The organism is Amycolatopsis sp. TNS106, assembly GCF_019330265.1.
Taxonomy (GTDB): Bacteria; Actinomycetota; Actinomycetes; order Mycobacteriales; family Pseudonocardiaceae; genus Amycolatopsis; species Amycolatopsis lurida.
The window spans coordinates 1577448-1602380 of the sequence record NZ_CP024972.1 but is presented as its reverse complement, the minus strand read 5'-3'; the positions used below and the strand labels follow the sequence as shown (position 1 = coordinate 1602380).

24 protein-coding genes are annotated in these 24933 nt (G+C 69.1%); 11 read left to right on the top strand and 13 right to left on the bottom strand.

From position 1 onward, the window contains the following. Nucleotides 1-25 precede the first annotated feature (25 nt). Entirely contained in the window at nt 26-1513 is a 1488-nt protein-coding gene (locus CVV72_RS07170; protein ID WP_219151622.1) for a PAS domain-containing sensor histidine kinase, read from the bottom strand. A 159-nt stretch (nt 1514-1672) separates the two neighbouring features. On the opposite strand from CVV72_RS07170, the gene CVV72_RS07165 reads away from it, so the two are divergent. The 7 genes from CVV72_RS07165 to CVV72_RS07135 all read left to right on the top strand — a co-directional run bounded on the left by CVV72_RS07165 (nt 1673) and on the right by CVV72_RS07135 (nt 8054). Then, nucleotides 1673-2812: an acyl-CoA dehydrogenase family protein gene (locus CVV72_RS07165; RefSeq protein WP_219151621.1), complete on the top strand. Its 1140-nt coding sequence runs from the start codon at nt 1673-1675 to the stop codon at nt 2810-2812. 34 nt (nt 2813-2846) lie between these two features. Beyond that, complete coding sequence (locus tag CVV72_RS07160; protein ID WP_219151620.1) at nt 2847-3218, top strand: hypothetical protein; 372 nt, start codon at nt 2847-2849, stop codon at nt 3216-3218. A 5-nt stretch (nt 3219-3223) separates the two neighbouring features. After that, nucleotides 3224-4531 (top strand): Rieske 2Fe-2S domain-containing protein, encoded by a 1308-nt coding sequence (locus CVV72_RS07155; protein WP_219151619.1) that lies wholly within the window; start codon nt 3224-3226, stop codon nt 4529-4531. Continuing rightward, complete coding sequence (locus CVV72_RS07150; protein WP_219151618.1) at nt 4524-5018, top strand: aromatic-ring-hydroxylating dioxygenase subunit beta; 495 nt, start codon at nt 4524-4526, stop codon at nt 5016-5018. Before CVV72_RS07155 ends, CVV72_RS07150 begins: the two co-directional genes overlap by 8 nt. After that, nucleotides 5015-5764, top strand: coding sequence for an SDR family NAD(P)-dependent oxidoreductase (locus tag CVV72_RS07145; RefSeq protein WP_219151617.1), 750 nt, complete (start codon nt 5015-5017; stop codon nt 5762-5764). The genes CVV72_RS07150 and CVV72_RS07145 overlap by 4 nt, the downstream gene beginning before the upstream one ends. 15 nt (nt 5765-5779) lie before the next feature. After that, nucleotides 5780-6733, top strand: coding sequence for a PDR/VanB family oxidoreductase (locus CVV72_RS07140; protein WP_219151616.1), 954 nt, complete (start codon nt 5780-5782; stop codon nt 6731-6733). A gap of 91 nt (nt 6734-6824) precedes the next feature. After that, entirely contained in the window at nt 6825-8054 is a 1230-nt protein-coding gene (locus tag CVV72_RS07135; protein WP_219151615.1) for a cytochrome P450, read from the top strand. A 95-nt stretch (nt 8055-8149) separates the two neighbouring features. Here CVV72_RS07135 and CVV72_RS07130 read toward each other — a convergent pair whose 3' ends face one another. Together CVV72_RS07130 and CVV72_RS07125 are read right to left on the bottom strand one after the other, a co-directional pair. Then, nucleotides 8150-9655, bottom strand: a complete 1506-nt coding sequence (locus CVV72_RS07130) for an FAD-dependent oxidoreductase (RefSeq protein WP_219151614.1) — start codon at nt 9653-9655, stop codon at nt 8150-8152. Nucleotide 9656: 1 nt separating this feature from the next. Continuing rightward, nucleotides 9657-10574, bottom strand: a complete 918-nt coding sequence (locus CVV72_RS07125) for a diiron oxygenase (RefSeq protein ID WP_219151613.1) — start codon at nt 10572-10574, stop codon at nt 9657-9659. Between the two features lie 110 nt (nt 10575-10684). Between CVV72_RS07125 and CVV72_RS07120 the strand changes: the two genes are divergently transcribed. Further along, nucleotides 10685-11548: an alpha/beta fold hydrolase gene (locus CVV72_RS07120; RefSeq protein WP_219151612.1), complete on the top strand. Its 864-nt coding sequence runs from the start codon at nt 10685-10687 to the stop codon at nt 11546-11548. Here the strand turns inward: CVV72_RS07120 and CVV72_RS07115 are convergent. Beyond that, nucleotides 11532-11858: a putative quinol monooxygenase gene (locus tag CVV72_RS07115; RefSeq protein WP_219151611.1), complete on the bottom strand. Its 327-nt coding sequence runs from the start codon at nt 11856-11858 to the stop codon at nt 11532-11534. The genes CVV72_RS07120 and CVV72_RS07115 overlap by 17 nt on opposite strands. Before the next feature lie 73 nt (nt 11859-11931). Here CVV72_RS07115 and CVV72_RS07110 point away from each other — a divergent pair, with 73 nt between their 5' ends. Continuing rightward, nucleotides 11932-13131: a sensor histidine kinase gene (locus CVV72_RS07110; protein ID WP_219151610.1), complete on the top strand. Its 1200-nt coding sequence runs from the start codon at nt 11932-11934 to the stop codon at nt 13129-13131. Further along, nucleotides 13119-13766: a response regulator transcription factor gene (locus CVV72_RS07105; RefSeq protein ID WP_038512999.1), complete on the top strand. Its 648-nt coding sequence runs from the start codon at nt 13119-13121 to the stop codon at nt 13764-13766. The genes CVV72_RS07110 and CVV72_RS07105 overlap by 13 nt, the downstream gene beginning before the upstream one ends. A 111-nt stretch (nt 13767-13877) precedes the next feature. Here the strand turns inward: CVV72_RS07105 and CVV72_RS07100 are convergent, their stop codons facing one another. Beyond that, on the bottom strand, nt 13878-14321 hold the full coding sequence (locus CVV72_RS07100) for a VOC family protein (protein ID WP_219151609.1): 444 nt from the start codon (nt 14319-14321) through the stop codon (nt 13878-13880). 101 nt (nt 14322-14422) lie between these two features. On the opposite strand from CVV72_RS07100, the gene CVV72_RS07095 reads away from it, so the two are divergent. Beyond that, on the top strand, nt 14423-14617 hold the full coding sequence (locus tag CVV72_RS07095; protein WP_219151608.1) for a hypothetical protein: 195 nt from the start codon (nt 14423-14425) through the stop codon (nt 14615-14617). Here the strand turns inward: CVV72_RS07095 and CVV72_RS07090 are convergent. From CVV72_RS07090 to CVV72_RS07055, 8 genes are all read right to left on the bottom strand, one after another. Beyond that, nucleotides 14586-15500 carry a serine hydrolase gene (locus CVV72_RS07090; RefSeq protein ID WP_219151607.1) on the bottom strand — a complete coding sequence of 305 codons (915 nt, stop codon included), beginning with the start codon at nt 15498-15500 and terminating at the stop codon, nt 14586-14588. The two genes, CVV72_RS07095 and CVV72_RS07090, sit on opposite strands and share 32 nt — an antisense overlap. A 175-nt stretch (nt 15501-15675) precedes the next feature. Continuing rightward, a complete protein-coding gene (locus CVV72_RS07085) occupies nt 15676-16944 on the bottom strand; it encodes an MFS transporter (protein ID WP_219151606.1) in 1269 nt (422 codons plus the stop codon). A gap of 143 nt (nt 16945-17087) precedes the next feature. Further along, on the bottom strand, nt 17088-18758 hold the full coding sequence (locus CVV72_RS07080) for a CdaR family transcriptional regulator (RefSeq protein WP_219151605.1): 1671 nt from the start codon (nt 18756-18758) through the stop codon (nt 17088-17090). Nucleotides 18759-18834: 76 nt separating this feature from the next. Then, nucleotides 18835-19941, bottom strand: a complete 1107-nt coding sequence (menC, locus tag CVV72_RS07075) for an o-succinylbenzoate synthase (RefSeq protein WP_219151604.1) — start codon at nt 19939-19941, stop codon at nt 18835-18837. Beyond that, nucleotides 19938-20822, bottom strand: a complete 885-nt coding sequence (locus tag CVV72_RS07070; RefSeq protein ID WP_219151603.1) for a GNAT family N-acetyltransferase — start codon at nt 20820-20822, stop codon at nt 19938-19940. Before CVV72_RS07070 ends, menC begins: the two co-directional genes overlap by 4 nt. Before the next feature lie 31 nt (nt 20823-20853). After that, nucleotides 20854-21996: a M20 family metallopeptidase gene (locus CVV72_RS07065; protein WP_219151602.1), complete on the bottom strand. Its 1143-nt coding sequence runs from the start codon at nt 21994-21996 to the stop codon at nt 20854-20856. Continuing rightward, a complete protein-coding gene (locus CVV72_RS07060) occupies nt 21993-23468 on the bottom strand; it encodes an amidohydrolase family protein (protein ID WP_219151601.1) in 1476 nt (491 codons plus the stop codon). Before CVV72_RS07060 ends, CVV72_RS07065 begins: the two co-directional genes overlap by 4 nt. Before the next feature lie 126 nt (nt 23469-23594). Continuing rightward, nucleotides 23595-24926 carry a GH1 family beta-glucosidase gene (locus CVV72_RS07055; protein WP_219151600.1) on the bottom strand — a complete coding sequence of 444 codons (1332 nt, stop codon included), beginning with the start codon at nt 24924-24926 and terminating at the stop codon, nt 23595-23597. Nucleotides 24927-24933 lie beyond the last annotated feature (7 nt).

Sequence of the window (24933 nt, the reverse complement as noted above, 5' to 3'; positions counted from 1 at the left end):
CCACCGCGCCGCCTGAGGATTTCCCTTACGTGGCCAGCGGCAGGGCGAACCCGAACCGGGAGCCACCGCCTTCACGCCGCTCGGCCCAGATGCTTCCGTGTTGCCGGGTGATGATGCGATGGCTCAGCGCCAGCCCGATACCGCTGCCGCCGGGTTTGCTGGTGAACGACTCGGCGAACGGGTCCCTGGCGATACCGCGGCCGTGATCGTCGACGGTGAGGACGCCGACGCCCTCCTTGGCGCGGGTGCCCACCGTGATCCGCCGTCGCACGGGTTCGCATTCCGCGGTCTCGTCGATCGCGTTGAGGCACAGGTTCATCACCACCTGACCGGTGAGGACGCGTTCGCACCGCACCGGCACGGGCGCCGGATCGAGCCGTAGCTGGACGTCCACGGCGTGCGGCGAGGCGCTCAGCTCGATGAAGTACAGGCACTCCCGGACGATCTCGTTCAGGTCGACCATCTGCTCGACCTGTTCCAGATGCCCGACGAAGGACCGCAGTGAACCGACGATCTCCTTCGCCCGGTCGATCTGGCGGGCGACGCTGTCCAGGCCGTAGCCCATCTGCTCCCGGACGTCGCCGCCGGTCGCCATCGTGGCGGCACGCGCGCGGATTCCCGCGATGAAGTTCGCGGCGGCGGCCAGCGGCTGGCCGAGTTCGTGCGCGATGGCCATCGCCATGTCCCCCATGGCGTTGTAGCGTGCCAGGTAGTTCTCGTGCCGCAGTTCCAGCTCACGCCGCACTTCGCCGCGCACCCGCTCGGAAACGTCGTGCAGGATCATCAGATACGCGTCGACCTCGGACTCCGACAGCCGCTCCAGGCTCCCCTCCAGCCAGGTCGCGTTCTCGCCCGGCAACTCCAGCTGCACCGGCCCGACCGGATCCGCGCCCGCGACCACCTCGGTCCAGCGCACCGGCCTGCCGCCCAGATACAGCCGCGCGTACGCGGTCAGCGGCTCTCCGGCCGGCCGATCGTCGTCGCCGGTCAGGCCGAGGAAGGTCAGCGCGCTGTCCGTGGCGAACCGCACCGCTCCGGCCGCGTCGAGCATGAACGCCACGGTCGAGGTGTGCCGCGCGAGCGCGTCGACGTACGACGTCGTCAGCTTCAGCTCCCGTTCGACCTCCTCGGCGCGCTGGATGTCGCGGAACTGGACCATCACCGCGGGTCCCCGCTCCAGCTCGACCCGGATGGCCACCGCGTCGGTGGGGATGACGCGGCCGGATTTGCTCCGGTAGTGCCACACGATGCGGCTCGAACCGTGGTCCACCGCGGCCTGGAGCCAGGCACGCCCGATGACGCGGTCGTACTGCTGCGCGGAACTGCTCATGTGGTCGGCCTTGAGCGGGCGCAGCTCCGAAAGGCTGAACTCGAGCATCTCGCACGCGGCGGGATTGGCCCACAGGATGTTCTTGGTCGCCGCGTCGTGGACGAGTACGCACACCTTCGAGGCGTTCATCATCGCCACGAAGTCGCCGGTGGCCGGCTCGGGCGCGATCGGATCGACCTGCACGGCCTCAGCATAGGAGTTCGCCGCCGGACCCCCGGGTAAGGATTTCCCCTACCGCCCTGCGTGGGAATCCCCCGCCGCCGGCAGGCAATGACCAATGGCCACGCGCGGCGGTGATCCCTAGCGTCGGAGACATCTTCCCTACGACGCGAGGAGCGCCAGATGGCCCAGATCCAGGAGAGCCCGGCCACGACGCTCGAGGATGTCCTGGCCGAACTCCTCGACCGCCGTCAGGAGTTCCGCGACCAGCGGTATGTGTCCCGTGACTTCGTCTCCCGGCTCAAGGAAGCGGGCATCTATCGCTCCGCGACACCCGAACGGTTCGGCGGTGCGCCTCTTCCCCCTGCCGACTTCCTCCGGATCGTGGAGCGGATCTCCGTCGTCGACGGCTCCACCGGCTGGGTGGCCAGCTTCGGTTCCGCGCTGGTCTATCTCGCGGCGTTGCCCGTCGAGACGCAGGCCGAGCTGTACGCCGACGGGCCGGACGTGTGCTTCGCCGGCGGTCTCTTCCCCGTGCAGCGGGCCGAACCCACCGCGTCCGGCTTTCTCGTCGACGGCCGCTGGAAGTTCGCGAGCGGCTGCATGGGCGCGGACGTCCTGGGCGTCGGGATCCCCGGGGACGACACGACCGCCGGAAAGCCGCGCACCGCGCTCCTGCGGCCCGAGCAGGTCGAGATCATCCAGGAGTGGGACGTCGTCGGGATGAAGGGCACCGGTTCCTTCGACCTGGTCGTCGACAAGATCGAGGTTCCCCGCGAGTGGACGTTCATCCGCGGCGGTGAGCCCACGATCGACGAGCCGCTGTACCGCTACCCCACCCTCGCCTACGCCTCCCAGGTCCTGGCGGTCGTGGGCGCGGGGGTCGCGCGCGCGGCGCTCGACTTCGCGACCGAGGTCGGCAGCGGCCGTTCGGGTGTCACGGGCGCGCCGAAACTCGCCGACCGCGCCTACTACCGGACGGGCCTTGCCGAGGCCGAGGCGACGATGCGTTCGGCGCGCGCGTACTTCTACGAGGTCACCGACAAAGCGTGGCAGACCGTGCTGGACGGCGACCCCGTGACGCCGGAGCAGAACGCGCATCTCCGCCTCGCCTCGACGCACCTCGCCAAGACCGCCGCGGAGACCGTCAACCGGGTCATCGGCCTGTCCGGTACCGGCGCCATCGCCACCGGCCACCCGCTGCAGTGGCTGCTCGGCGACGCCCTCGTCCCGCAACAGCACGCCTTCCTGGGTCCGGCCATGTACGACGCCGCGGGTGCCGTGCTGATGGGGCATCCGCCCACCGTTCCCGGCTTCCAGTGACCACCACCGACCGACGAGGAGTTGGACCACCACCATGAGCGATACCCCGCTGCGCGTGCTGTTCTGCATCGGTATCAACCAGAACTTCTTCGACCTGCCCGAAGGCGGCGTCGCCGCGGGCGACGTCTGGACCGCTTTCGTCGCGCTGATGGACGGCATCAAGGGCCTGCCCGGCGTGGACTTCATCGGCGACATCGACGACGACTCGCATATGGTCGGCCCGTCCGACGGCTGGCCGTGGACGTGTTACCTGCTCTGCGACGTCGACACGCAGGAAACCGTCAAGCAGGCATGCGACTTCCTGCGCAGCACACCGGTCGGTGACAGCCCGTGGAAGCTGTGGAAGTACGCCAAGATCGAAGCGCGTATCGGCCGCGCCCTCACTCCGCGCGAATACCGGGGCTGATCGCGATGGCCACCGAGAGCACAGCGTTCACCGCAGCGACCGTGCACGACCTGCCGCCCGCGGACCTCGTCCTCGGCGACCGCGTCGCCGGCCGGATGTACACCGATCCGGCGATCTTCGACCAGGAGATGACGAAGATCTTCGAGCGGTCCTGGATCTGGGTCGCGCACGAATCGGAACTGCCCAAGGCGGGCAGCTTCAAATCGACCCACGTCGGACGGCATCCGGTCATCGTGACCAAGGACCGCAAGGGCGAGATCCGCACGCTCGTGAACCGATGCCGCCACCGGGGTGCGTCGCTCTGCGAGAAGAAAACGGGCCACGCCAACGGATTCACCTGTCCGTACCACGCCTGGTCCTACGGCCTGGACGGCAAACTGCGCGGCATCCCGTACCCCGACGGGTACGAGGGCGTCATGGACAAGGCCGATCTCGGGCTGAAGACCCTGCGCACCGAGTCGTACGGCGGGATGATCTTCGCGACCCTGAACGCCGAGGCCGATCCGCTGGCCGACTTCCTCGGTGACGTCAAACTGTGGATCGATCGCTTCATGGCGCAGGGCGGCGGTTACCCGGTGAAGGTGCTCGGCACCCACCGGTTCACCTACCGGGGCAACTGGAAGATCCAGCTGGAGAACACCACCGACGGGTACCACTTCCCCATCGTGCACCGTTCCTGGATGGCCTCGGTCGACGCCGAAACCGCCGAGATGATGTCGTTCATGACCGATCCGACGGCGGTCACCCACGACCTGGGCAACGGCCACTCGGTGATGCAGATGGTCCCCGAGCACTCCGATCTCGAGGCGGACGACGGCAGCGAGCCGCTCCAGCCCCGGTTCGACGGACTGGTCGCTCAACTGGAAGCCGCCGGAGCGGACGAAGCCGAAGTCCGGAAGCTCGTCCGTGCCGTGCACGGGACCGGGTTCAACCTCAACCTGTTCCCCAACGTGTCGATGTCGATCTCGTTCTTCCGGGTACTGCGGCCGATCAGCGTCGACGAGACCGTCATCGAACACGTCGCGCTCGGCAGTGACGGCCCACCCGAGATCGTCGGCCCGGTCAACCGGGAGCGGCTGCGCGCACACGAGCATTTCCAGGGTCCGTTCGGTTTCGGCACGCCGGACGACTCCGAGGGCTGGGACCGGGTCCAGCGCGGCGCCCAGGGCGCGCCCGAGATGCCGATCATGGTCAACCGCGGTCTCGGCCGCGAAAAGCCCTCCGCCGAAGGCTGGCCGACCAGCCACGTCACCGACGAGACCGGAATGCGGGCGGCGTACGCCCAATGGAAGCGGATGATGAGCGATGACTGAGACCCTCACCGATCCGCGGGTGGTCCGCGCGATCGAGCTGGCCTGGCGTGAGGCCGCGTTGCTGGACGCCAAGGACTACGAGTCCTGGCAACGGCTTTACGCCGACGACGGGATGTACATCATCCCGATCGAGCGCGACGCCGAGGACTTCGACGACGTCCTCAACATGGTCCACGACGACGCCCGGATGCGAGGGCTGCGCGTGCGGCGGATGACCGAAGGCTACGCGCTCGCCGCGGTCGACTCGGCGATCACCGTGCGGACCGTCTCGCGCTTCGTCCCCGCCGAGGTCGACGACCGGTCGGTCACGCTCAAGGCCGCCCAGATCATCGTGGCGTACAAGCGCGGCCGCCACGACCTCTGGGCCGCGGACGTCGATTACGTCGTCCGCCTCGGCGCCAGCGGCGATGAGGATCGCTTCGCCCGCAAGGTAGTCCGGCTGGTCGACGCCGAGGAAGCCGTTCCCGCCGCGGGATTCCTGCTGTGAGCGGGCCCGCGCCGGTCGCCGTGATCACCGGCGGGGCGACCGGGCTCGGCGAGCAGATCGTCCGGCGGCTGCACGGCGGCGGCCACCGGGTGGCGATCGCCGACCTCGACGAAGCGGCCGCGAAGCGACTCGCGACCGAACTGGACCGGACCGGGGCGCACGCTCAGAGTTATCGCGTCGACGTCGCCAGCCGCCCCGACATCGACCAGTTGCTCGCGTCGGTGCTCGGTGACTTCGGCGGGGTCCAGGTTCTGGTGAACAACGCCGCCCGCACGCAGGCGCGGCCGTTGCTGGAGATCACACCGCAGGAACTCGACGAGGTGATGACGGCGAACTTCAACGGCACCTTCCACGCCTGTCAGCTGTTCGGCGCGCATATGGCCGAGACCGGGTACGGCCGGATCGTGAACATGGCCTCCCTGGCGGGGCAGAACGGCGGCACCACGACCGGCGGGCACTACGCGTCGTCCAAAGGCGCGGTCCTGACGGCGACCAAGGTGTTCGCCCGCGAGCTCGCCGCCAAGGGTGTCACCGTGAACGCGGTGTCCCCCGGCCCGCAGGACAGCCCCATGGTCCATCGTCTTGTCGGCGAGGAGAACCTCGACCGGCTGAAGGCCGGGATCCCGGTGGGCCGGCTGGGCAGCATGACGTTCATCGCCGAAATGGTGGCGTTGCTCGCCTCCCCCGAAGCCGCCTCCGTCACCGGCGCCTGCTGGGACGCGAACGGCGGCCTGTTCATGCGCTGACCAGGAGGCTCCCAGATGACGAACGTTCTCTTCCGCGTCGTCGAAATCACCGAAGAGACGCCGGAAATCCGTACTCTGCGCCTGGTCCGGCAAGACGACGAGCCACTTCGGGTCCGGTACCGGGCGGGGGCGCACGTCGACGTGGTCGGGCCGACGGGGGTGCTGCGGCAGTATTCGCTGTGCGGCACCCCCGACGACCCGCGTTCGATCCTCATCGCCGTCAAACGGGAACCGGACTCGCGCGGCGGATCCTTGGCCCTGCACGAGGTTTCGGTCGGTGATCACCTGAAGATCGGTAAACCACGCAATCTGCTGAAGGTCGCCGAAGACGCGGACCGGCACGTCCTCGTCGCAGGCGGTATCGGCATCACTCCGCTGCTGTCGATGGCCTACGAGCTCCACGGCCGGGGCAGTGAATTCGAGCTGCACTATTTCGCCCGCTCCCGCGAAACCGCGGCATTCGTGCGGTTGCTGGAAGAACAGGTGGAGTTCGCCGACCGGGTGCGGACTCATTTCGGCGTTCCCCGCGCCGGGCATCCCGCCGTCCTGCGGGCGATCGCCGAAGACCTGACGCCGTCGGTCCACGTCTACACCTGTGGCCCGGACGGTTTCATGCGGCAGGTCGGCGACGTGCTCGGTCCGGTCGTCGGCGCGGACCACGTGCACGTCGAGCATTTCGAAGCCACCGAGGTGGACACGTCGGCCGACCGCCCGCTCACCGTCGAACTCGACACCGGTGAGGAATTCGAGGTACCGGCCGGGAAATCCATCCTGTCGGTCCTCGAGGACAACGGCATCGAGGTCTTCAAGTCCTGCGAGGAGGGCATTTGCGGCTCGTGCGTGTCCGGCGTGCTGGAGGGCACCCCGGACCATCGGGACAACTGCCTGACCGCCGCCGATCGCGAAAGCCAGATGGCGCTTTGCGTCTCGCGCGCGCTCACCGACAGGCTCGTCATCGAGCTGTACTGAGCGCAACTCGTCACCGAATGGCGAATAGCCGGGCGACCGCTCCGCTGGCAGGGTGGATTCGGTCCGCTCCGCCGAGAAAGGGTGATCCCCGGTGACGCGTCCCCTGGTGCTGGATCCGCACGGCCACGACATCCACGCCGAGAACGAGCGCTTGCGCGAGCGTGGCCCGATCACCCGGGTGGAGTTACCGGGCGGCGTGGTGGCCTGGTCGGTCACGAGTCATGAACTGCTGCGCGACCTGCTCAGCGACCCGCGCGTGTCCAAAGACGCGCGTCAGCACTGGCCGGCGCTGGCCGAGGTCAGCGCGGACTGGCCGTTGCTGGTGTGGGTCTCGGTGCGGAACATGTTCACCGCCTACGGCACCGACCACAAAAGGCTGCGTTCGCTCGTCACACAGGCTTTCACGGCCCGCCGGATCGCCACGCTGGAACCGTGGATCACCCGGATCGTCGATGGCCTGCTGACCGGCCTCGAAGCCCTGCCCGAAGGCGAACCCGTTGACCTGCGGGAGAATTTCGCCTACCCGGTGCCCATAGAAGTGATCTGCCACCTGTTCGGCGTACCGGACTCCGCGCGCGGCAGACTGCGCCATTCCGTCGACGTCTTCTTCCGCACCTCGGCGAGCCAAGAGGCGATGCTGGCCGCCTACCAGGACATCCACTCGATCTTCACCGAACTCGTCGCCGAGAAGCGGACGAACCCCGGCGAGGACCTCACCACCGCACTCATCGCCGCGCACACCCAGGACGACGGCGCCCGGCTGGACGAAACGGAACTCCTCGACACCCTGATCCTGTTCATTTCGGCGGGCCACGAAACCACCGTCAATCTCCTCGACCAGGCCATCACGGCCCTGCTGACCCATCCCGGCCAGCTCGCCATGATCCGCGACGGCAAGGTCTCCTGGGCTGACGCCATCGAGGAAACGCTGCGCTGGCAAGCCCCCGTGGCCAATCTGCCGCTGCGCTACGCCGTCGAGGACATCACCGTCGCCGATGTCGTCATCCGGCAGGGCGACGCGATTCTGGCGGGTTACGCCGCCGCCGGACGCGACCCGGCGGTGCACGGGGACGACGCCGACGCGTTCGACGTCACCCGCGCCGACAAAGCGCACGTCGCGTTCGGCTACGGCGCGCATTACTGCATCGGCGCTCCGCTGGCCCGGCTGGAGGCCGCGATCGCCCTTCCGGCCTTGTTCGCGCGCTTCCCGGACCTGACCCTCGCGACCTCTCCCGACGCGATGCGGCACCTCGACTCGTTCATCTCCAACGGGCATCGTGCGCTGCCGGTGATGCTGAACCGCCGGGTGGCCGCGCCGTAGCTCAGTCCTGGTGCTCGTGTCGCGAAAGCCACTTTCGGGACATCAGACGTCGCGAAAGTGGCTTTCGCAACCCACCCGCGAAACCGCCAGGGAGCTCAGCGCCGCCGGAACCGTGCGGCCAGCGCGGCCACTGGCGACCGTCGCTCCCGCACCGGCAACCTGCCGGACGTGATGTCCTCCAGCAGGGTCGCCACGGTCTCCCGCGCACAAGTGCGGTTCGCGCCGATACCACCCGAGGGACCGCGTTTGATCCAGCCGACCACGTAGGCGCCGCTCAGTCCGTCGACCCGGCCGGCGGTGTTCGGGATCGTGCCTCGGGTGTCGTCGAACGGAAGACCCGGCACCGGCACGCCTCGATAGCCGACCGCGCGCACGACCTGACCCGCCGCGATTTCGACCGATTCGTCCGGGCCCGTGACGCGCAGGCCCCGCACCTGGGTGTCGCCGATGATCCCGGTGGGCGCGGAGTGGAAGCGCAGGACGATCCGGCGTCCGTCCGAGCCCGGCGGCGCCGTCCAGTCGACGGTCTCACGGCCGAGTTCGCGCAGCAGCGCCGCCTTTCCGGCGCCCGCGTCGATCGCGGTCGTGGTGCGCGGGTCCGCGGCGTCGACGACGAGCGGCACGTCGGCGCGCCCCGCCAGCGCCAGCAGCTCCGGTGAGGTGTAGGCGGCGTCCTCCGGCCCGCGCCGGGCGAGCAGCACGACTTCCCGGATCTTGCTGCCGCGCAACCGTTCCAGCGCGTGCGGGGCGATCGTGGTCCCGGCGAGGTCGCCGGGGTCCGCGGTCAGGATCCGGGCGACGTCGAGCGCGACGTTCCCGGTGCCGACCAGCACGACCCGTTCCGCGGACAGGTCCACCGCGTTCGCGGGCACGTCCGGATGACCGTTGTACCAGGCGACGACGGTGGTCGCGGCGATGCTGCCGGGCAGTTCTTCGCCCTCGAGACCGAGACCGCGGGCGGACGAGGCACCCACCGCGTAAACGACCGCGTCGTGGCGCTCGGCGAGCTCGTCCACGGACACGTCACGGCCGACCTCGGTGCCCAGGCGCATCCGCAGCCGCGGATGCTCGTGGAGACGCGAGAACGTCTCGCCGATCCGCTTCGTGGCGGGGTGGTCCGGGGCGACGCCGTAGCGGACGAGGCCGCCCGCGACCGGCAGCCGGTCGATCAGGGTGACTCGCGCGTTCGTGTGGAGGAGCAGGTCCTCGACGGCGTACATGCCGGCCGGGCCGGTGCCGACGACGGCGATGTCGGGCGGCGCGAAGTCGCTCGGGATGGCCCGGTCGAACGTCGGCGGGGCCCACCGGTGGAAGTTCGGCGCCGGATCCGCCGAAGGGACGGTCTCCCGGTCGGCGTAGAAGTCCGCGTTGATGCCCGCGTAGACCTTGAGCGATCCGGTCAGCAGGTCCGCGGGGAAGATCGCGTCCACCGGGCAGGCGTCCGCGCAGGCTCCGCAGTCGATGCAGGAGGCCGGATCGACGTAGAGCATCTCGGTGGTGCCGAAGTCGGGCTCGTCCGGCGTCGGGTGGATGCAGTTGACCGGGCAGACCGACACACAGGTGGCGTCGTTGCAGCAGGTCTGGGTGATCGCGAAGGCCATGTCAGATCAGGTTCGCCCGCTTGTAGAACACCAGCGCGGGGCGGGTGAGCAGCCCGCACGAGCCGAGGAACTCCATCAGGCCCGCACAGCTCGACCGCATCATCGCCTTGTGGTGCTCGTTGGCCTTCGCCTCACGCAAGGCGCGCTTGGTGTCGAGCCCAGCGTTCTTGTAGACGTCGCGATTGATCATGCTGCTGACGATGAAGTACGACGCGATGGCGATGACCAGCGCGTTGATCCGGCGGCGCACGAAACCCGCGCCCTCCAGCTGCTCCCGCGTCTCCTCGCGGGCGAACTTCATGTGCCGGGACTCTTCGACCACGTGGATGTTGTTGATGGTGCGCACGAACGGGACCACACGCTCGTCTCGCATCCAATCGCGCTGCATCACGTCGAGGACCTCTTCGGCGACGAGAATGGCCGCGTACGCCGCTTCGCCGGTCGCCGTCGCCTTGAAGATCCGGCCGAGTTCGACGGCGAGCTTGCGCGGACGGTACGGGGGTGCGCCGAGCTTCTCCGCGCCGCGGGCGAACATGATCGAGTGACGGCATTCGTCGGCGATCTCGGTGAGCGCCCACTGGAACGCCGGGTCGGTCGGGTCCTTGGCGTAGAAGTCGCGGAGCACCATCTGCTGCAGGATCATCTCGAACCAGATGCCGGTGCTCGCGACCGAAGCGGCTTCCTGGCGCGTGAGTTCCTTCTGCTGCTCCGTGCTCATCTCGGCCCAGTAGCTCGTGCCGTAGAGCGTGCTCCACTCCGGGCTGGCGCCGTGGAAGTTCTTGTCCAGCGGCGTCTCCCAGTCCACTTCGGTGGCGGGGTCGTAGGACAGCATCGCGGACGAATCGAGGAGCCGCTGCGCGGTCTCGTGGCGGCCTGCCCCGGCCGTTGCCGCGGCGCGTGGCACATCGGTGCTGGTCATACGGACCTCCCTGACGACGTCGACAGAGTGCGCGGCTACCTGTTACCGCGATTCACTGTTACTCAAGGTAACATATAGAGGAAGTCCACGAAAGAAGGGGAGATCCGCCCATGACCGCGGCCCGCCGCATCGCCACCTTCGACCACGACGGACTCGTCTTCGACGTCCGGGACACCGGCCCGCTCGACGGCGCCGTCGTCGTCCTGCTGCACGGTTTCCCACAGACGGGCGCCTCCTGGACCGACACCGCGGCCCAGCTCCACCAGCGGGGATACCGCACGATCGTGCCCGACCAGCGCGGCTACTCACCCCGTGCCCGGCCGCGAGGCCGGTTCGCCTACCGGTCCGGCCGTCTCGTGGCCGACACCGTCGCTCTCATCGAGACCCTCGGCTCGGGGCCGGTCCACCTCGTCGGACACGACTGGGGTGCCGTCGCCGCCTGGTCGACGGCGGCACGACGACCGGACCTGGTCAGGTCGCTGACCACCGTGTCGGTCCCGCATCCCGGAGCGTTCCTGCGCGCGATGCTCACCAGCGACCAGCTCGCCCGGTCGTACTACATGTTCCTGTTCCAGCTGCCCTGGCTGCCGGAATTCGTCCTCCGGCGCCTGCCACGCGTGCTGGACCGCACGCTGACCGGCACCGGGATGACCCCAGCCCAGATCGAGCAGGTCCGCCGGGACATCGTCCGCGGTGGAGCCCTCACCGGCGGGCTGAACTGGTACCGCGCGATGCCCTTCCAGCACCCGGCTGCCCTCCGCACCCGGGTCACCGTGCCGACCGCGCACGTCTGGAGCGACGGCGACACCGCACTGTCCCGGCGAAGTGCCGAACTCGCCGGCCAGTACGTCGACGCCGCCTACCGGCTCGAAGTCCTGACCGGCGTCAGCCACTGGATCCCCGAAGAAGCCGCGGCGACGCTGGCCGACATCATCGACCGCACCGCCAGGACACCGCCTAGTCGACCGGCGTGACCTCGGCCATCTCCGACCAGGCGTCGCCGTCGAGGTTCTGGTAGTTGATCCGGGGCTTCTCCGCGACGACGGTCGACATGAACGGGAAGAAGTCCTGCGCGTGCTGCGTCGCGACGTGCGCGTCACCGGCGGCGCTGTCGGCGAACACCTCGACGAGGACGAATTCGTGCTCGTCACCGGCGTTCTGGTAGTAGTCGAACGAGACGTTGCCGGGTTCGCTGCGCACCTGCTGCGTGTAGCGCTCGATACCGGCCAGCCACTCGGTTCGCTTCTCGGGACGGATCCGTGCTTTGAGGACGATCAAGATCATGCCCCGAGTATCGCAAAGGACTTCACGCACCACGGGCTGAGAGCCGTGACCGGCGGGATGGGAGACTGTCCCGGTGATCACGCGGCTCCAGTCCTGTTGGTCCGCGATCCGGTACCTGGCGGTCGGCGCGGCCTCCTCCATGTTCGCCTGGTTCGTCCTCGTCGGCATGCTGTTCGTGCTGCTGATGTGCCCGTTCGGCGTCGGGATCCCGGCGTTGCCCGTCGCGCTCCAGCTGATCCGCCGTCCGGTCAACTTCGAACGACGGCGGGCCGCGCGCCTGCTGGGTGAGCCGATCCCTGAGCCGTACCGCTCCGGGAACCCGGTGACCGACCCCGCCTCGCGGCGGGATCTGGGCTGGCTCGGCTTCCACGGTGCCACCGGTTTCGTCATCGGCATCTTCGCCATCTCGCTGCCGCTCGGCGGGCTCCGGCAGATCGTCACGGCGTTCGTCTGGCCGACGGTGCCCGGCGGGGTGGAAAGCTCACTCGGGTTCATGGTCACGTCGTGGCCGCTGGCGGCGCTCAGCGCGATCACCGGCGCAGGCATGATCGCGCTGATCTTCGTGTTCCCGCGCGTCGCCCGATGGCAGGCCTCCATCGCGCGCCGTTTGCTCGCGCCCGCACCAGGCGTCGTGCTGACCGACCGCGTCGTCGAACTGGCCGCGTCGCGTGCTGCCGCGCTGGAAGCGCACGGCGCCGAACTCCGTCGTCTCGAACGGGACCTGCACGACGGGACACAGGCGAGGATCGCCGCCGTGGTCCTGCAGTTGGGGATCGCGGATTCGCTTTTCGACAAGGATCCGCAGCGGGCGAGGGAACTGCTCGGCAAGGCACAGGACACCGCGACCGGTGCACTGGCCGAACTCCGGACCGTCGTGCGCAGCATCCATCCGCCGCTGCTGACCGACCGCGGCCTCGACGGCGCGGTCACCGCGCTGGCCGATCGCTGCCCGGTTCCGTGCACAGTGGACGTTCGCACCCGCAGCCGCCGTCCCGCCGCCGTCGAAGCGGCCGCCTACTTCGTGGTCGCCGAGATGCTGGCCAACATCACCAAACATTCCGGCGCCGAAGAGGCCTGGATCACCCTGGACGGTACCGCCGACACCCTGCTCATCGAGATCCGCGACGACGGCCACGGCGGCGCCGACGAAGCCGCGGGCAGCGGCCTGTCCGGGATCCGCAAACGGGCCGAGGCGTTCGACGGGACCTTGAAACTGTCCAGCCCCGCCGGTGGGCCGACCGTACTGAAAGTGGAGTTGCCATGCGGGTCGTGATCGTCGAGGACGACGCGCTGCTGCGCGAAGGCCTGGTCATGCTGCTCAACACCTCGGGCATCGACGTCGCCGCGGCCGTGGACGACGTGGACGAGTTCCTCGAACTGGTCACCAAGGACCGGCCCGACGCGGTCATCACCGACGTCCGGCTGCCGCCGACCCACACGGACGAAGGTCTCCGCGCCGCCGTCAAAGCGCGGAAGATGTATCCCGGGCTGCCCGTGCTCGTGCTGTCCGCGCACGTCGAAACCGGCTACGCGGCGGAACTCCTCGCCGACGGCAAGGGCGCCGTCGGGTACCTGCTCAAGGAGCGGGTCGGGAAGGTCGAGAAGTTCCTCGACGCGCTGGACCGGGTCGTCAAGGGCGGGACGGCCATGGACCCCGAGGTCATCACCCAGCTGATGGCGCACCGCCGGGCGACCGACCCCCTCGAAGGGCTGACCGCGCGGGAACGCGAGGTCCTCGGACTGATGGCGGAGGGCTACAACAACACGACCATCGCCGAACTGCTGGTGGTGAGCGACGGCGCGGTGCACAAGCACATCCGGAACATCTTCGCGAAACTCGGGTTGCCGGAGGACAGCGGGCACCGGCGGGTCTTGGCGGTACTGGCTTACCTGGGCGGCAAGGGCTGAGGTCATAGGTATCCACCTAGGCGGCGGTTGATCCCAAACCGGTCCGTGAAGGCCTCCTTGAGGGACTCTGGGTCCCTCAAGGAGGCCTTGACGGACCGGACAAGCCACTCACTAGCTTCCGAGTTCTTCCGCCAGTCCGACGACGATGCCTTCGGGACCCCGGACGTAGCAGAGCCGATAGATGTCCTCGTACCGTTCCACCGCACCCACGAGTTCCGCGCCGTGGGCACGCAGGCGGGCGACGACGTCGTCGATGTCGTCCACCGCGAACATGACGCGACGGATCCCCAGCGTGTTCGCCGGAGCGTCCTTCGGCTCGGACGTGATGGCCTTCGGCCGATGGAACTTCGCCAGCTCGATCCGGCCGGGACCGTCCGGGATCCGCAGCATCGCGACGTCCTGGCTGACGTCTTCGAGCCCGATGACCCGTTCCGCTCCCGGCCACTCGAGTGGTCCCTTGCCCTCCAGCTCCATTCCTAGCTCGACGAAGAACGCGATGACCGCGTCAAGGTCTTCGACGACGATGAGGACGTTGTCCATCCGCTGGATCGCCACGCTGAGACTCCTCCTTCGTTCGGCGGGGTAGCGCCAGCACCACCTCGCGACGGGGGCCACTCCCCTGGTCGCCCGCTCTGCCGAACCGTAGCGTCTTCTTCATGAACGACACCGAAAAGCGCGGCGGCGCACTGATCACCACCTCCCTCTGGCTCGTCCTCCTCGGCAGCGCGGCCACCAACTCGATCGGCCAGTTCGCGGGACTGGACTGGACCCTCCGCATGATCGCCGGCGCGGTCGCGGTCGTGTGCATCGTCCTTCTGATCATGCGCCATCTCGCGCGGCGCAAAGCCTGAGCCATTCGACGGCCTGTGCCGCGGCGAACCCGATGAACGCGTCCCGCTCCGGCACGCGTGACCGCGCGTCGACGGCGTCGGTGAAAACCCCCACCGCATACCGGCCGCCATCGGGATATTCGACCACGCCGACCTCGTTGCGCACCGACGGAAGCGTCCCGGTCTTGCCGCTGACGCGGATCCCGTCGTCCGGGAACCCGGACCGGAGCCGGTGCGGCCATACCTGGAGCTCCAGCCAGCGCCGGACGTCCGCGCACGCGGTCGGCGACGCGGCCTCGTCGCGCCAGATCATTCCGAGCAGCCGGGTGATCTCTTCGGCCGTCGTGGCACAACTGTGTTCCGGCTGGAGCGCGCGCAACGAGGCGATCCGCTCCATCGGGAGTTCGGTCAGCAGCCTTTCGTCGTCCTCGTAGGAGATCCCGAGGTCCTCGCCGATGCCGCCGAGCGTCTCTCCGCAGTCCTGTGACACGGTGGTGTGCTCGAATCCGAGGCCGCGCAAGGTTTTCTCCGTCGAGTCCTTCCCGACGCGGTCGAGGATCAGGTCGGTGGCGACGTTGTCACTGATGCCGATCATCAGGATCGCGAGGTCGTACCAGGACATCGAGATCTCATGCCGGAACGTGGCGAGGCCGTACGGGCTCGGCGTGGGGTGTCCGGGTGGGACGGTGATCCGCTCGCCGAGGTCGAGCCCGCCCTCGGCGCCCTGCTTCGCCAGTTCCAGCGCGACCGGGACCTTGAAGACCGACGCCGTGACGACGGGGGCTTGCTCGTCCACCCCGAACCGCCGGGTGCCGTCGATTTCGGCCGCGTGCAGCCGGACCCGGACGCCTGCCGCCTTCGCTCGTTCGTTGATCGTTTCGAGGACTTCGGACGCTGTGCGCATGGGACTCCTGTCTGGTCAAGGGGAAGTGGGCTGGGGACGCGTGATGCGAAAGCCACTTTCGCAACGTTGAAGGTTGCGAAAGTGGCTTTCGCAACGCCTTCTGTGGCAGCTGGGCAGAGCGAGGCGCGTGAACGCCGTCCCGACTCGCGACACGCGCCGAGTGACCGCAGCGGGGTCAAGATCCGGTGCGGGTTTCCGCCGGAGCGAACGAAAACTGCGCCGGGTTCTGCGGCACCCAGAACGCCATCACGGCGGTGAGGAAGGTGGTGCCGATGAGGAAACCGAACGCGGCGGTGTAGGAGAAAGTGTCGGCGAGCCAGCCCATCGCCACCGGGGCGACGGCGCCCGCCACCTGACCGCCGAAGTTCATCACCCCCATGCCGATCCCGGTGACCGCCGTGGGCAGTACGCGCAGCGGCAGGCCGAAAACGGCCATCGTCGCCATGCCGAAGACAGCGAGGGCGAGCGTCTCGTAGACGGTGAACTCCGTGGTGCTGTCCGCGTTCACCATCAACGTCAGCAGCACCACGGTCACCATCGCGATCGAGCCGAGGTACCAGCGGCCGTGATCGTGGAAGTACCGGTCGAACAGCCAGCCGCCGAGGATGGTCGTGCCGATGCTGACCAGCATCGGGATCGCGGCCAGTACCCCGGTCTGGCTCAACGACAACCCCCTGGACTCCAGCAGGTAGCTGGGTACCCAGGTGATCATCCCGTAGTTGAGCATGTTGGTGACGCAGAACAGCAGGGTGAACTTCCAGATCACCGGGGACTTCAGCACCTGTTTCCGGGACACCTCAGGGGTTTTGACCTCGTCGCGCGGAAGGCTGCTCAGCCTTTCGGGCAGCGCCTTGGGCAGGATCGTCCACACGGCCACGCCGATGAGCGCGCCGACCCCCGCCATCCAGAAGAACGTGTGCCGCCAGCCGACCGCCATCAGCAGCGGGCCGACGATCAGCGGTGCCAGGCCGGCACCGATACCGCCCGCGGACAGCATCACGCCGGTCACCGTCGCGCGGTTCCCTGGGGTGGTCCGTTCGGCGATCGCCTTGAACGACGCTGCCGGGAAAAGCCCTTGGCACACACCGAAAAGCCCGCGGACGACGAGCAGCATGCCGAAGGTGCCCGCCATCCCGGTCATCGCGGTGAACGCCGACCAGAGCAGCAGCGTGACCAGCATCGGCCCCCGCGAGCCGTACCGGTCGGCGAGGAAGCCCGCCGGGATCTGGCAGACCATGTACACCAGCGCGAACACGGTGACGAGCCAGCCCTGTTCGGTCTTGCTGAGCTCGAACTCGGCGCCGATCATCGGCAGCGCCATCCCGATCGAGAACCGGTCGATGTAGTCGACCGCCCACGCGAACACCATCACCACCATGGTGATGAGCGCGGTCCGGTTGATCCGCCGTGCTGTCCAGGTGTCCTCATTGACCACTGCCGTCATGGCGCCTCCGCGGGATCTTCGGAAGAGAAAGGGAGAACGGCGCGAGCGTGGCGCCGATCACTCATTCTGAAACGCGGCCGCCGAGCGGAGTTCGTGCGATCACACGAACAATCGGCCGTCGTTTCGGGCCGGGAGACCGAAGGTCAGTCTTCGGCGCCCGGCGGCCCGGTCCGCGCGTCACGGGGCAGCAGCCGCAATTGCAGCATCGCGGCGAACCGCTCCCCCGCGTCGTCGAGGTCGATCTCGCCGACTTCGGCCAGGCGCCGCAACCGGTAGCGGAAGGTGTTCGGATGGACGTAGGCCGACGCGGACGCGGCTCCGATGTCGCCGAACGCGTCCAGCCAGCACCGGAGGGTGTGCACCAGTTGTGACTGGTGCTGGGCGTCGTAGGCGAGCAACCGCGCGACCGGTCCCGTCGCGACGTCTCCCCTGGCCGCGGCGAGGTCGGCCAGCTCCAGCATGAGCGCGTCGACATGGACGTCTTCGGCGGTCGCGACGCGTTTCGCGCCGCCGTTGGTGAGCAGCACGCGCAACGCCCGGTCCGCACCGTCGCGGGAGGCGTGGAGACCGGAGGCGTCCAGCGCGAGCGGTCCGATGCCGATCGCGGCGGCCGCCCGGCGTCCCGTCCGCTCCAGGAAGGTCGACGCGACCCGTACCGAACGCTCTTGGCAGTCGGCCTGACCGCCGGGCATCGGGAGGATGCCGTATGCGACGTCGCCGACCAGCGCGACGGCCGACCGAGGCTGGACAGCGCTCAGGTGCATGGCCAGCGCGTCGGCGACCCGCTGGCGGTCCGCGACCAGCCGGAGATCGTCCTCGGGGTCGGGTGCGCCGAGCAGCCCCATGGCGAGCACGATCAAAGGCTGGCCGAGCAACCCGAGCCGGGCGATGGCCTCCGGTGCGCCGGAGCCTCCTTCGAGTGCCGTGCTCACCAGATCCGCGCGCAGCCGCCGTTCGACGTCGGCGCCCGCGCGCAGCCGGAGCAGGTGCAACGCGACGAGCTTCGCGGCGTCGATCAGCGCCTGGGTCCGCTCGTCACTGAGCGGTTCCCGCACCGCGGCCCAGATCGATCCGAGCACCTCGTCGCCGGCGCGGACGGCGAGCGCCACCCGGGGCAGCGCGATGGCACTGTCGTCGTACCGCTGCGGATCGACGTACACGGGCGCATGGTCTCGGTACAGCTTCTCGAAGACGCCGTCCCTTTCGAGGCCGCGGGCGAACCGCTCCGGCACCTGCCTGCCGAGGATCGTTTCCACCCGGGACGGGTCCGCTTCGTCCTGGCGCCCGGAGAACGCGAGGATCCGGTTGTTGCGATCCTCGATGGTCACCGGCGCGTCGATGAGCGCGGCGATCGCGTTGGCCAATGCGAAGAGATCACCCGAAGGCATTCCACCGAGGGTCTGCGGCGAGACCTCGCCGACGTCCTCCTCGGCGAGCAACGTCCTGAGCATGGCGGCGAGCTGCGCCCAGGACGCACCGCGCGCCAGCCCCAGCAGGGCTACCCCGGACGACTCCGCGGCACGCCGGAGTTCCGGCGCCGGGGTGACGGGAGAGCGGACGACGAGCGCCGCCGCGCCCCTCGCACCCACGTCGTGCAGGAGGCGGACGACTTCGTCCTGATCCCGCACCCCGACGCCGAGCACGACGGCACCGCCAGGGATGTCGGATTCGTCGTGCGGATCGTGGATGACCACCCCGCCGAGCTGCTTGCGGGTGGTCCGGCCGACCGCGACCGGTTCCAGGAGCACGTCCCCGAGGTCTTCGAGGACGCGCCCCAAACTCGTATGCGGCTTGCTGGGCACCGGTGTCAGCACCCCCCGAAGTTAGACCCGATCTCGCCGAACCGACCGGTTCGATCCGACCAAATCTAACCCCGGAATTCGTAGAAAGCTACGAACCGATCCACGCTTTTTCCGTGGTGACCTCGTCCAGAAGATCCGGAATCGGAGTCACCCCGAGGCCCGGCCCGGTCGGCACCGGCAGGTGCCCGGCGTCGAGCACGAACGGCTCGGTGATGTCGGTGCGATAGAACCGGCCGGACGCCGAGGTGTCCCCCGGCAACGTGAATCCGGGCAGCGAGGCGAGTGCGACGTTGGCCGCCCGGCCGAGCCCGGTCTCGATCATCCCGCCGCACCACACCGCGATCCCGTGCGCCGCGCAGACGTCGTGCACCCGGCGGGCTTCGAGGTAACCGCCGACCCGGCCCGGTTTGATGTTGACGATCTGGCAGGCGCCGAGCTTGATCGCGTCCACGGCGGCCTTGGCCGAGACGATCGACTCGTCGAGGCAGATCGGCGTCCGGATCCGCTTGGCCAGTTCGGCGTGGCCGAGCACGTCCTCTTCTTCGAGCGGCTGCTCGATCAGCAGCAGGTCGAACGGGTCGAGCCGGGACAGCAGGGGCGCGTCGCCCAGCGTGTACGCGGTGTTCGCGTCCACCTGCAGCAGCACGTCGTCACCGAAGCGCTCACGCACCTGCCGGACCGGCTCGACGTCCCAGCCGGGTTCGATCTTCAGCTTGATCCGGACGTAGCCCTCGTCGAGGTAGCCGCCGACGACGTCGAGCAGGTGCGGGATCGAGTCCATGATCCCGACCGAGACCCCGCAGGCCACGGAGTCGCGAGTGGACCCCAGCTCGGCCGCGAAGGACCGGTCGTGCGCGCGGAGTTCGGCGTCGAGGACCGCCATCTCCAGCGCGCCCTTCGCCATCCGGTGCCCCTTGAACTTCGCCAGCAACGGCGTCACCTTGTGCGCGGTCACGTCCTCGGCCGCCAGCAGGGCGGGGATCAGATGGTTCCGCAGCACGTGCTCGGCGGCGTCGTTGTACTCCGACGAGTAGAGCGGCGCCTCCATCGCGACGCATTCGCCCCAGCCCTCGCCCACCGGGGTCACCGCGCGGACCAGCAGCAGTTCCCGTTCGGACTGCGTTCCGAACGACGTCCGGAACGGGGCCACGAGCGGCATCCGGACCCGGCGCAGTTCCACACCGCTGAGTTTCACGACTGCTCCTTGGAGATCACGTACCAGCCGGCACGATCGAAACCGGCGACCCTGGCGTTGTCCGCCATCAGTCCGCCGAGGACTTCGCGCAGCGCGACGCGCCACGCGTCGCCGCGACCGGGATCGGTGCGGCGCAACCGTTCGATGTCGGGCGGGACCGCGACGAGCACGGTCGCCCCGTCCGCGGATCCGATGCTCGGTCCGCCGTCGGAGTCGACGGAGAGCGCCTTCGCCACGCCCAGCGCTTCCGCGTCGATCAGGACCGGTTCGCCGAAGGCGGCGGCGCGGACCGCCGGGCTCCGGAGATCCCAGCCGACCATCAGCCGGTCGGTGTCGCCCGAACCGTTGATGTCGTCCTCCATCGGCCCGTAGAAGTCGGGCAGGTAACCGATCGGGTGTGCGCCGAGTTTGCCCAGGTTGAAGTAGGCGTTGCGCCGCACCAGCGGGTCGAACGTCCAGGTGATCATCGAGACGTCCTGCGACAGTGCCCACCCGCGCTGGTGCAGCTTCAGCGCGTGCCCGATCCCGCGGCCCGCCCCCGCCTTGGCGACGCCGGCGATATGGCTGTGCAGGCTCGCCTTTCCGGGGTTCCCGAAGAAACCGAAACAGGCACCCAGCAGTTCTCCGTTCGCGAATGCGCCCGCGACGTAGTTCCCGGCCGTGGACATCGCGCGAAGCAGTTCCGTGCTCACCGGCCTGCCGCCCGGCCCGGACCGCCAGATCGACTCGAACAGGCCGACCACCGCGGCCAGCTCGGCGATCTCGGTCAGTTCGCGGATTTCGACGCCCGAAGCCACGGCCGCGGCCCGCGCGGCGGCGACAGCCTCGTCGCGCACCGCCACCGACGCCGGGCTTTCCGCGTTCGTAGCAAGATTTGTCACGGGGCAATCCTTTCCCGGCACCTCGGCCGAGTCACCGTCGTGCCGTACCAGATTCGCCGGCGGGATTCGTCGCACCGGACGGACCCCGCTTCGCGAGTACGTTTTCCACGAGCGCGGCCAGCAAAGCGGTACGGCGCGGCAGTTCCGCGACGACGACGTGTTCGTGATCCGCGTGCGCCCCGCCACCGACGGCGCCGAGTCCGTCCAGCGTCGGAACGCCCATCCCGGCGGTGTAGTTGCCGTCCGAAGCACCGCCGACCGACGCGGAAGTCAGCTCTCCGAGCCCGAGTTCCTCCGCCAGTTCGCCGGCCAAGGCGAAGAGTCCCGCCGACGAACCCGCTTCGAGCGGTGGCCGGTTGATCCCGCCGGTCACGCGGACCTCGGCGCCTTCCACGACCGGACGGAGTGCCCGGATGGCCCGGTCGACGCGGAGTTGTTCGGCCTCGTTCCAGACACGGACGTCGACGGCCACTCCCGCGGCGGCCGGAACGGTGTTGACCGTCGTTCCGGCCGAAACGACCGTGGGCGTCACGCTGGTCCCGGCATCGGGGTCGGCTAGCGCGGCCACCGCGAGGATCTGATGGGCGATCTCGATCCCCGCGTTGACGCCCTTCTCCGGTTCGAGCCCGGCGTGCGCGGCGCGGCCGGACACTTCCACCCGATAGTGGGAAACGCCTTTGCGCCGGCACTTCAGCGCACCGCCGTCGGCCGACGCCTCCAGCACGAACGCGGCGTCGCACCCCGCCGCGGTCTCCTCGATCAGCGCGCGGGAGGACGGCGACCCGATCTCCTCGTCGCCGGTGACGAGAATGGACAGCCCGTCGCGATCGGGCAGGGTCGCGGCGGCGTGCAACGCCATCACGACCCCCGCCTTCATGTCGAAGCAACCGGGTCCGCGCAACACGCCGTCCCGCACGGAGAACGGATGGGTCTCCAGTGAACCGTGCGGCCAGACCGTGTCGTGGTGGCCGAGCAGCAGGACACGCGGCGGTCCGGCGCCGAAGCTCCAGCGGACATGGGTGACACCGTCGATGACGATCTTCTCCGGGTCCGCGCCGAGCAGTCTCCGGCCGATTCCGGCGACCACTTCGGCGCTGCGGGCCACCGCTTCGTGATCCGACGACGGCGACTCGCAGCGGATCAGCGTCTCGATGTCGGCGAGCAGGTCGCTCATCGCGGCTCACCCCGCAGCGGTTTGCCGGGGAACGCGTCCGTGCGCAGATTCCCGTCGGTCACGACCGGGACACCGGAGACGAACAGGTGCCGGACCCCGACGGAGGGCCGCGTCGAGTCGAAATAGGTCGCCGCGTCGGTGATCGCGTGCGGGTCGATCACGACGATGTCCGCGTCGGCACCGACGTTCAGCCGTCCCTTCGCCAGCGCTCCGGGGGCGACCTCGTCGAGCACTCGCGCCGGCAGGTAGGAGCAGCGCCGGAACGCCTCCAGCCAGGTCCAGGCCTTGCTCTCACGCACCATCAAGCGCAACGTCTTGGCGTAGGTCCCGGCCGTGCGCGGATGGGTCGCGCCGCCGGGCGGCAGCGGCCATTCGGTGCTCTCGCTGGTGCCGTTCTTCCAGTACACGGGCAGCGCGTCGCTGGCGACGATGGCGTCCGGGAACGCGAGCGCCTGGCGCAGCAGGCCGAGGTCGCGCGGGCTGCTTTCGTCGAGGAACTCCAGGATGCACGGCGCGCCGGGATCCTCCTCGCGCACTTGGAGCAGACGGCCCTCGTCGGCGATGCGCTCGCCCGACTCCAGCATGATCACGCTGGACGGGGACAGACCCTTCATCTTCAAACGTTCGGGCGAAAGGAAGGCGGCACCGATCCCCGTGCTGCCCGCCCCGTACGGATAGGCCTCGACGGTCACCCGCGACCCGGCCGCCCGTCCCGCTTCGAGCGCCGCGAGCACCCGCTCGATTTGATGGCCGGACGTGCTGTTGACGTGACAGTGATGCATCGCGGCACCGGTCTCGGCCGCGACGATCGCGATCTCGGCCGAACCGTCGATCGGTGTCTCCGGGTTCACCTCGACCAGTTCACGGACATGGGTGTACGTCGGCGCCCCGGCCTCCTTCGCCAGCCGCGCCAGCGCGAGGAACTCACCGGGTTCGGTGTCGGGCGCGTAGCCGAGCAGCACACCGACGCCGAGCGCGCCCGCGGCCAGCTCACCGTCCACAAGGGACAGCCAGGCCGCGAGTTCCTTCGGTGACGAAGACCGTTGCCAGGCAGGGTTCCCGAGCACCGCCAGCCCGCTGTCGATATTCGCGTCGGGCTCGATCCCGGCGAGTACCTGTGCCCGTGCGGCGCCCCAGGACGCGGAGAAACCGTAGTGCAGCGGGCGTCCCGCGGCGGCCGCCTCGGCGTAGGCCCGCTCGATCGGCATCAATCCGGCTTCGAGGTCGAGTGCGGTCGTCACGCCGTCCATCGCCTGGAGCCGCTGGCCCGCGATGGTGTGCACGTGGCTGTGCAGGTCGATGAAGCCCGGCCCGACGACGAGCCCGGAGACGTCGATCTCCACGTCGCCCGGCTCCGCGGTCAACCCCTCCCCGACGGCGGTGACCACCCCGCCGGATACCAGCACGTCGGCCGTGCCGTCGAATCCCGTCGCCGGATCGATGACACGACCGCCGCGCAAAAGTGTCCGCATGCTTCGCCTCCTAGGATCGCCTCTTCCATGGCGACCCTAGGAGGTTTCGGCGGGCGTCCGTTCGTACCGCGCGACGAATCCGGACCCCTCGGTCCATCCGCGCGCACGAACCATTCACGAAGCCGGTCAGCCGTTCCGGTGCCCGGCGATGATCTCGGCGTACCGGTGCCCGCTCGCCTTCACGGTGCGGACTTGCGTGTCGTAGTCGACCCGCACGAGCCCGAACCGCTTGCTCAGCCCGCTGTCCCATTCGAAGTTGTCGAGCAGCGACCAGGCGAAGTACCCCTTCACCGGAGCACCCGCTTCGGCGGCGCCCGCCACCGCACCCAGATGTTCCTCCAGGTAAGCGATGCGGTCGGCGTCGTGGATCGACCCGTCCTCGGCGACCTTGTCGTCGAAGGCGGCCCCGCTCTCGGTGACGTAGATGGCGCGGGCGCCGTATTCGTCGGCGAGCCGGTGGATCAGGTCCGCCAGGCCCTGCCCGTGGATCTCCCAGCCCATCGCGGTGGTGGCCGCGCCCTCGACCGGCACTTGCCGGGCACGCGGAGCGGGGCCTTCCGGGTCGTCCTCGACGATCTGCCGGAAGTAGTAGTTCAGCCCGTGGAAACCGACCGGCGCCGAGATCACCTCCAGGTCGTCACCGACCACGGGTGGTTCGACGCCGTAGACCTCGATCATGTCCGCGGGATAACCGCGGCCGTTCGACGGGTCGAGCCACCAGCGGTTGACATGCCCGTCCATCCGCGCCGCCGCCTCGACGTCCGCGGCGGAATCCGAGGCGGGCTCGATCCCGCTGAGATTGACCACGAGGCCGATGTTCGCGGGCTGGGCGGCGTTCGCGGTGATCACCTGTACCCCGAGACCGTGCGCGAGCAGGAGATGGTGCGAGGCGTGGACAGCTTGCTTGAGATCCTTGATCCCAGGGGCGAAACGCCCTTCAAGGTAACCGAGCCAAGCCGAGCACAGCGGTTCGTTGACCGTGTTCCAGTCCTTCACCCGGTCCCCCAGCCGAGCCGCCACGACGGCGGCGTAGTCGGCGTAGGCATAGGCCGTGTCGCGCTCGGGCCAGCCGCCCTTCAGCGCGGCAGGCAGGTCCCAGTGGAACAACGTGGCGAACGGCCGGATCCCGGCTTCGAGCAGCGCGTCGACCAACCGGTCGTAGAAGTCGAGACCCGCCGCGTTGACCGCGCCGCGACCGGTCGGGATCACCCGCGGCCAAGCGACCGAGAAACGGTAGGCGTCCAGGCCCAGTCGCTTCATGATGGCGAGATCCTCCGGCCAGCGCCGGTAGTGGTCGCACGCGACGTCGGCGGTGTCGCCGTTCAGGACGGCACCAGGGACCCGGACGAAGTCGTCCCAGATGGACGGGAGGCGGCCGTCGGCGTCGACGGCGCCTTCGACCTGGTACGCGGCGGTGGCCACACCCCACAGGAAATCGGCGGGCAGGTGCAGAGTCAAGGCGGAC

Coding starts and splice junctions, on each gene's coding strand:
- CVV72_RS07165 (WP_219151621.1), top strand. CDS start 1,673: ATGGCCCAGATCCAGGAGAGCCCGGCCACGACGCTCGAGGATGTCCTG.
- CVV72_RS07160 (WP_219151620.1), top strand. CDS start 2,847: ATGAGCGATACCCCGCTGCGCGTGCTGTTCTGCATCGGTATCAACCAG.
- CVV72_RS07155 (WP_219151619.1), top strand. CDS start 3,224: ATGGCCACCGAGAGCACAGCGTTCACCGCAGCGACCGTGCACGACCTG.
- CVV72_RS07150 (WP_219151618.1), top strand. CDS start 4,524: ATGACTGAGACCCTCACCGATCCGCGGGTGGTCCGCGCGATCGAGCTG.
- CVV72_RS07140 (WP_219151616.1), top strand. CDS start 5,780: ATGACGAACGTTCTCTTCCGCGTCGTCGAAATCACCGAAGAGACGCCG.
- CVV72_RS07130 (WP_219151614.1), bottom strand. CDS start 9,655: ATGGCCTTCGCGATCACCCAGACCTGCTGCAACGACGCCACCTGTGTG.
- CVV72_RS07125 (WP_219151613.1), bottom strand. CDS start 10,574: ATGACCAGCACCGATGTGCCACGCGCCGCGGCAACGGCCGGGGCAGGC.
- CVV72_RS07120 (WP_219151612.1), top strand. CDS start 10,685: ATGACCGCGGCCCGCCGCATCGCCACCTTCGACCACGACGGACTCGTC.
- CVV72_RS07115 (WP_219151611.1), bottom strand. CDS start 11,858: ATGATCTTGATCGTCCTCAAAGCACGGATCCGTCCCGAGAAGCGAACC.
- CVV72_RS07105 (WP_038512999.1), top strand. CDS start 13,119: ATGCGGGTCGTGATCGTCGAGGACGACGCGCTGCTGCGCGAAGGCCTG.
- CVV72_RS07095 (WP_219151608.1), top strand. CDS start 14,423: ATGAACGACACCGAAAAGCGCGGCGGCGCACTGATCACCACCTCCCTC.
- CVV72_RS07090 (WP_219151607.1), bottom strand. CDS start 15,500: ATGCGCACAGCGTCCGAAGTCCTCGAAACGATCAACGAACGAGCGAAG.
- CVV72_RS07085 (WP_219151606.1), bottom strand. CDS start 16,944: ATGACGGCAGTGGTCAATGAGGACACCTGGACAGCACGGCGGATCAAC.
- CVV72_RS07065 (WP_219151602.1), bottom strand. CDS start 21,996: ATGAGCGACCTGCTCGCCGACATCGAGACGCTGATCCGCTGCGAGTCG.
- CVV72_RS07060 (WP_219151601.1), bottom strand. CDS start 23,468: ATGCGGACACTTTTGCGCGGCGGTCGTGTCATCGATCCGGCGACGGGA.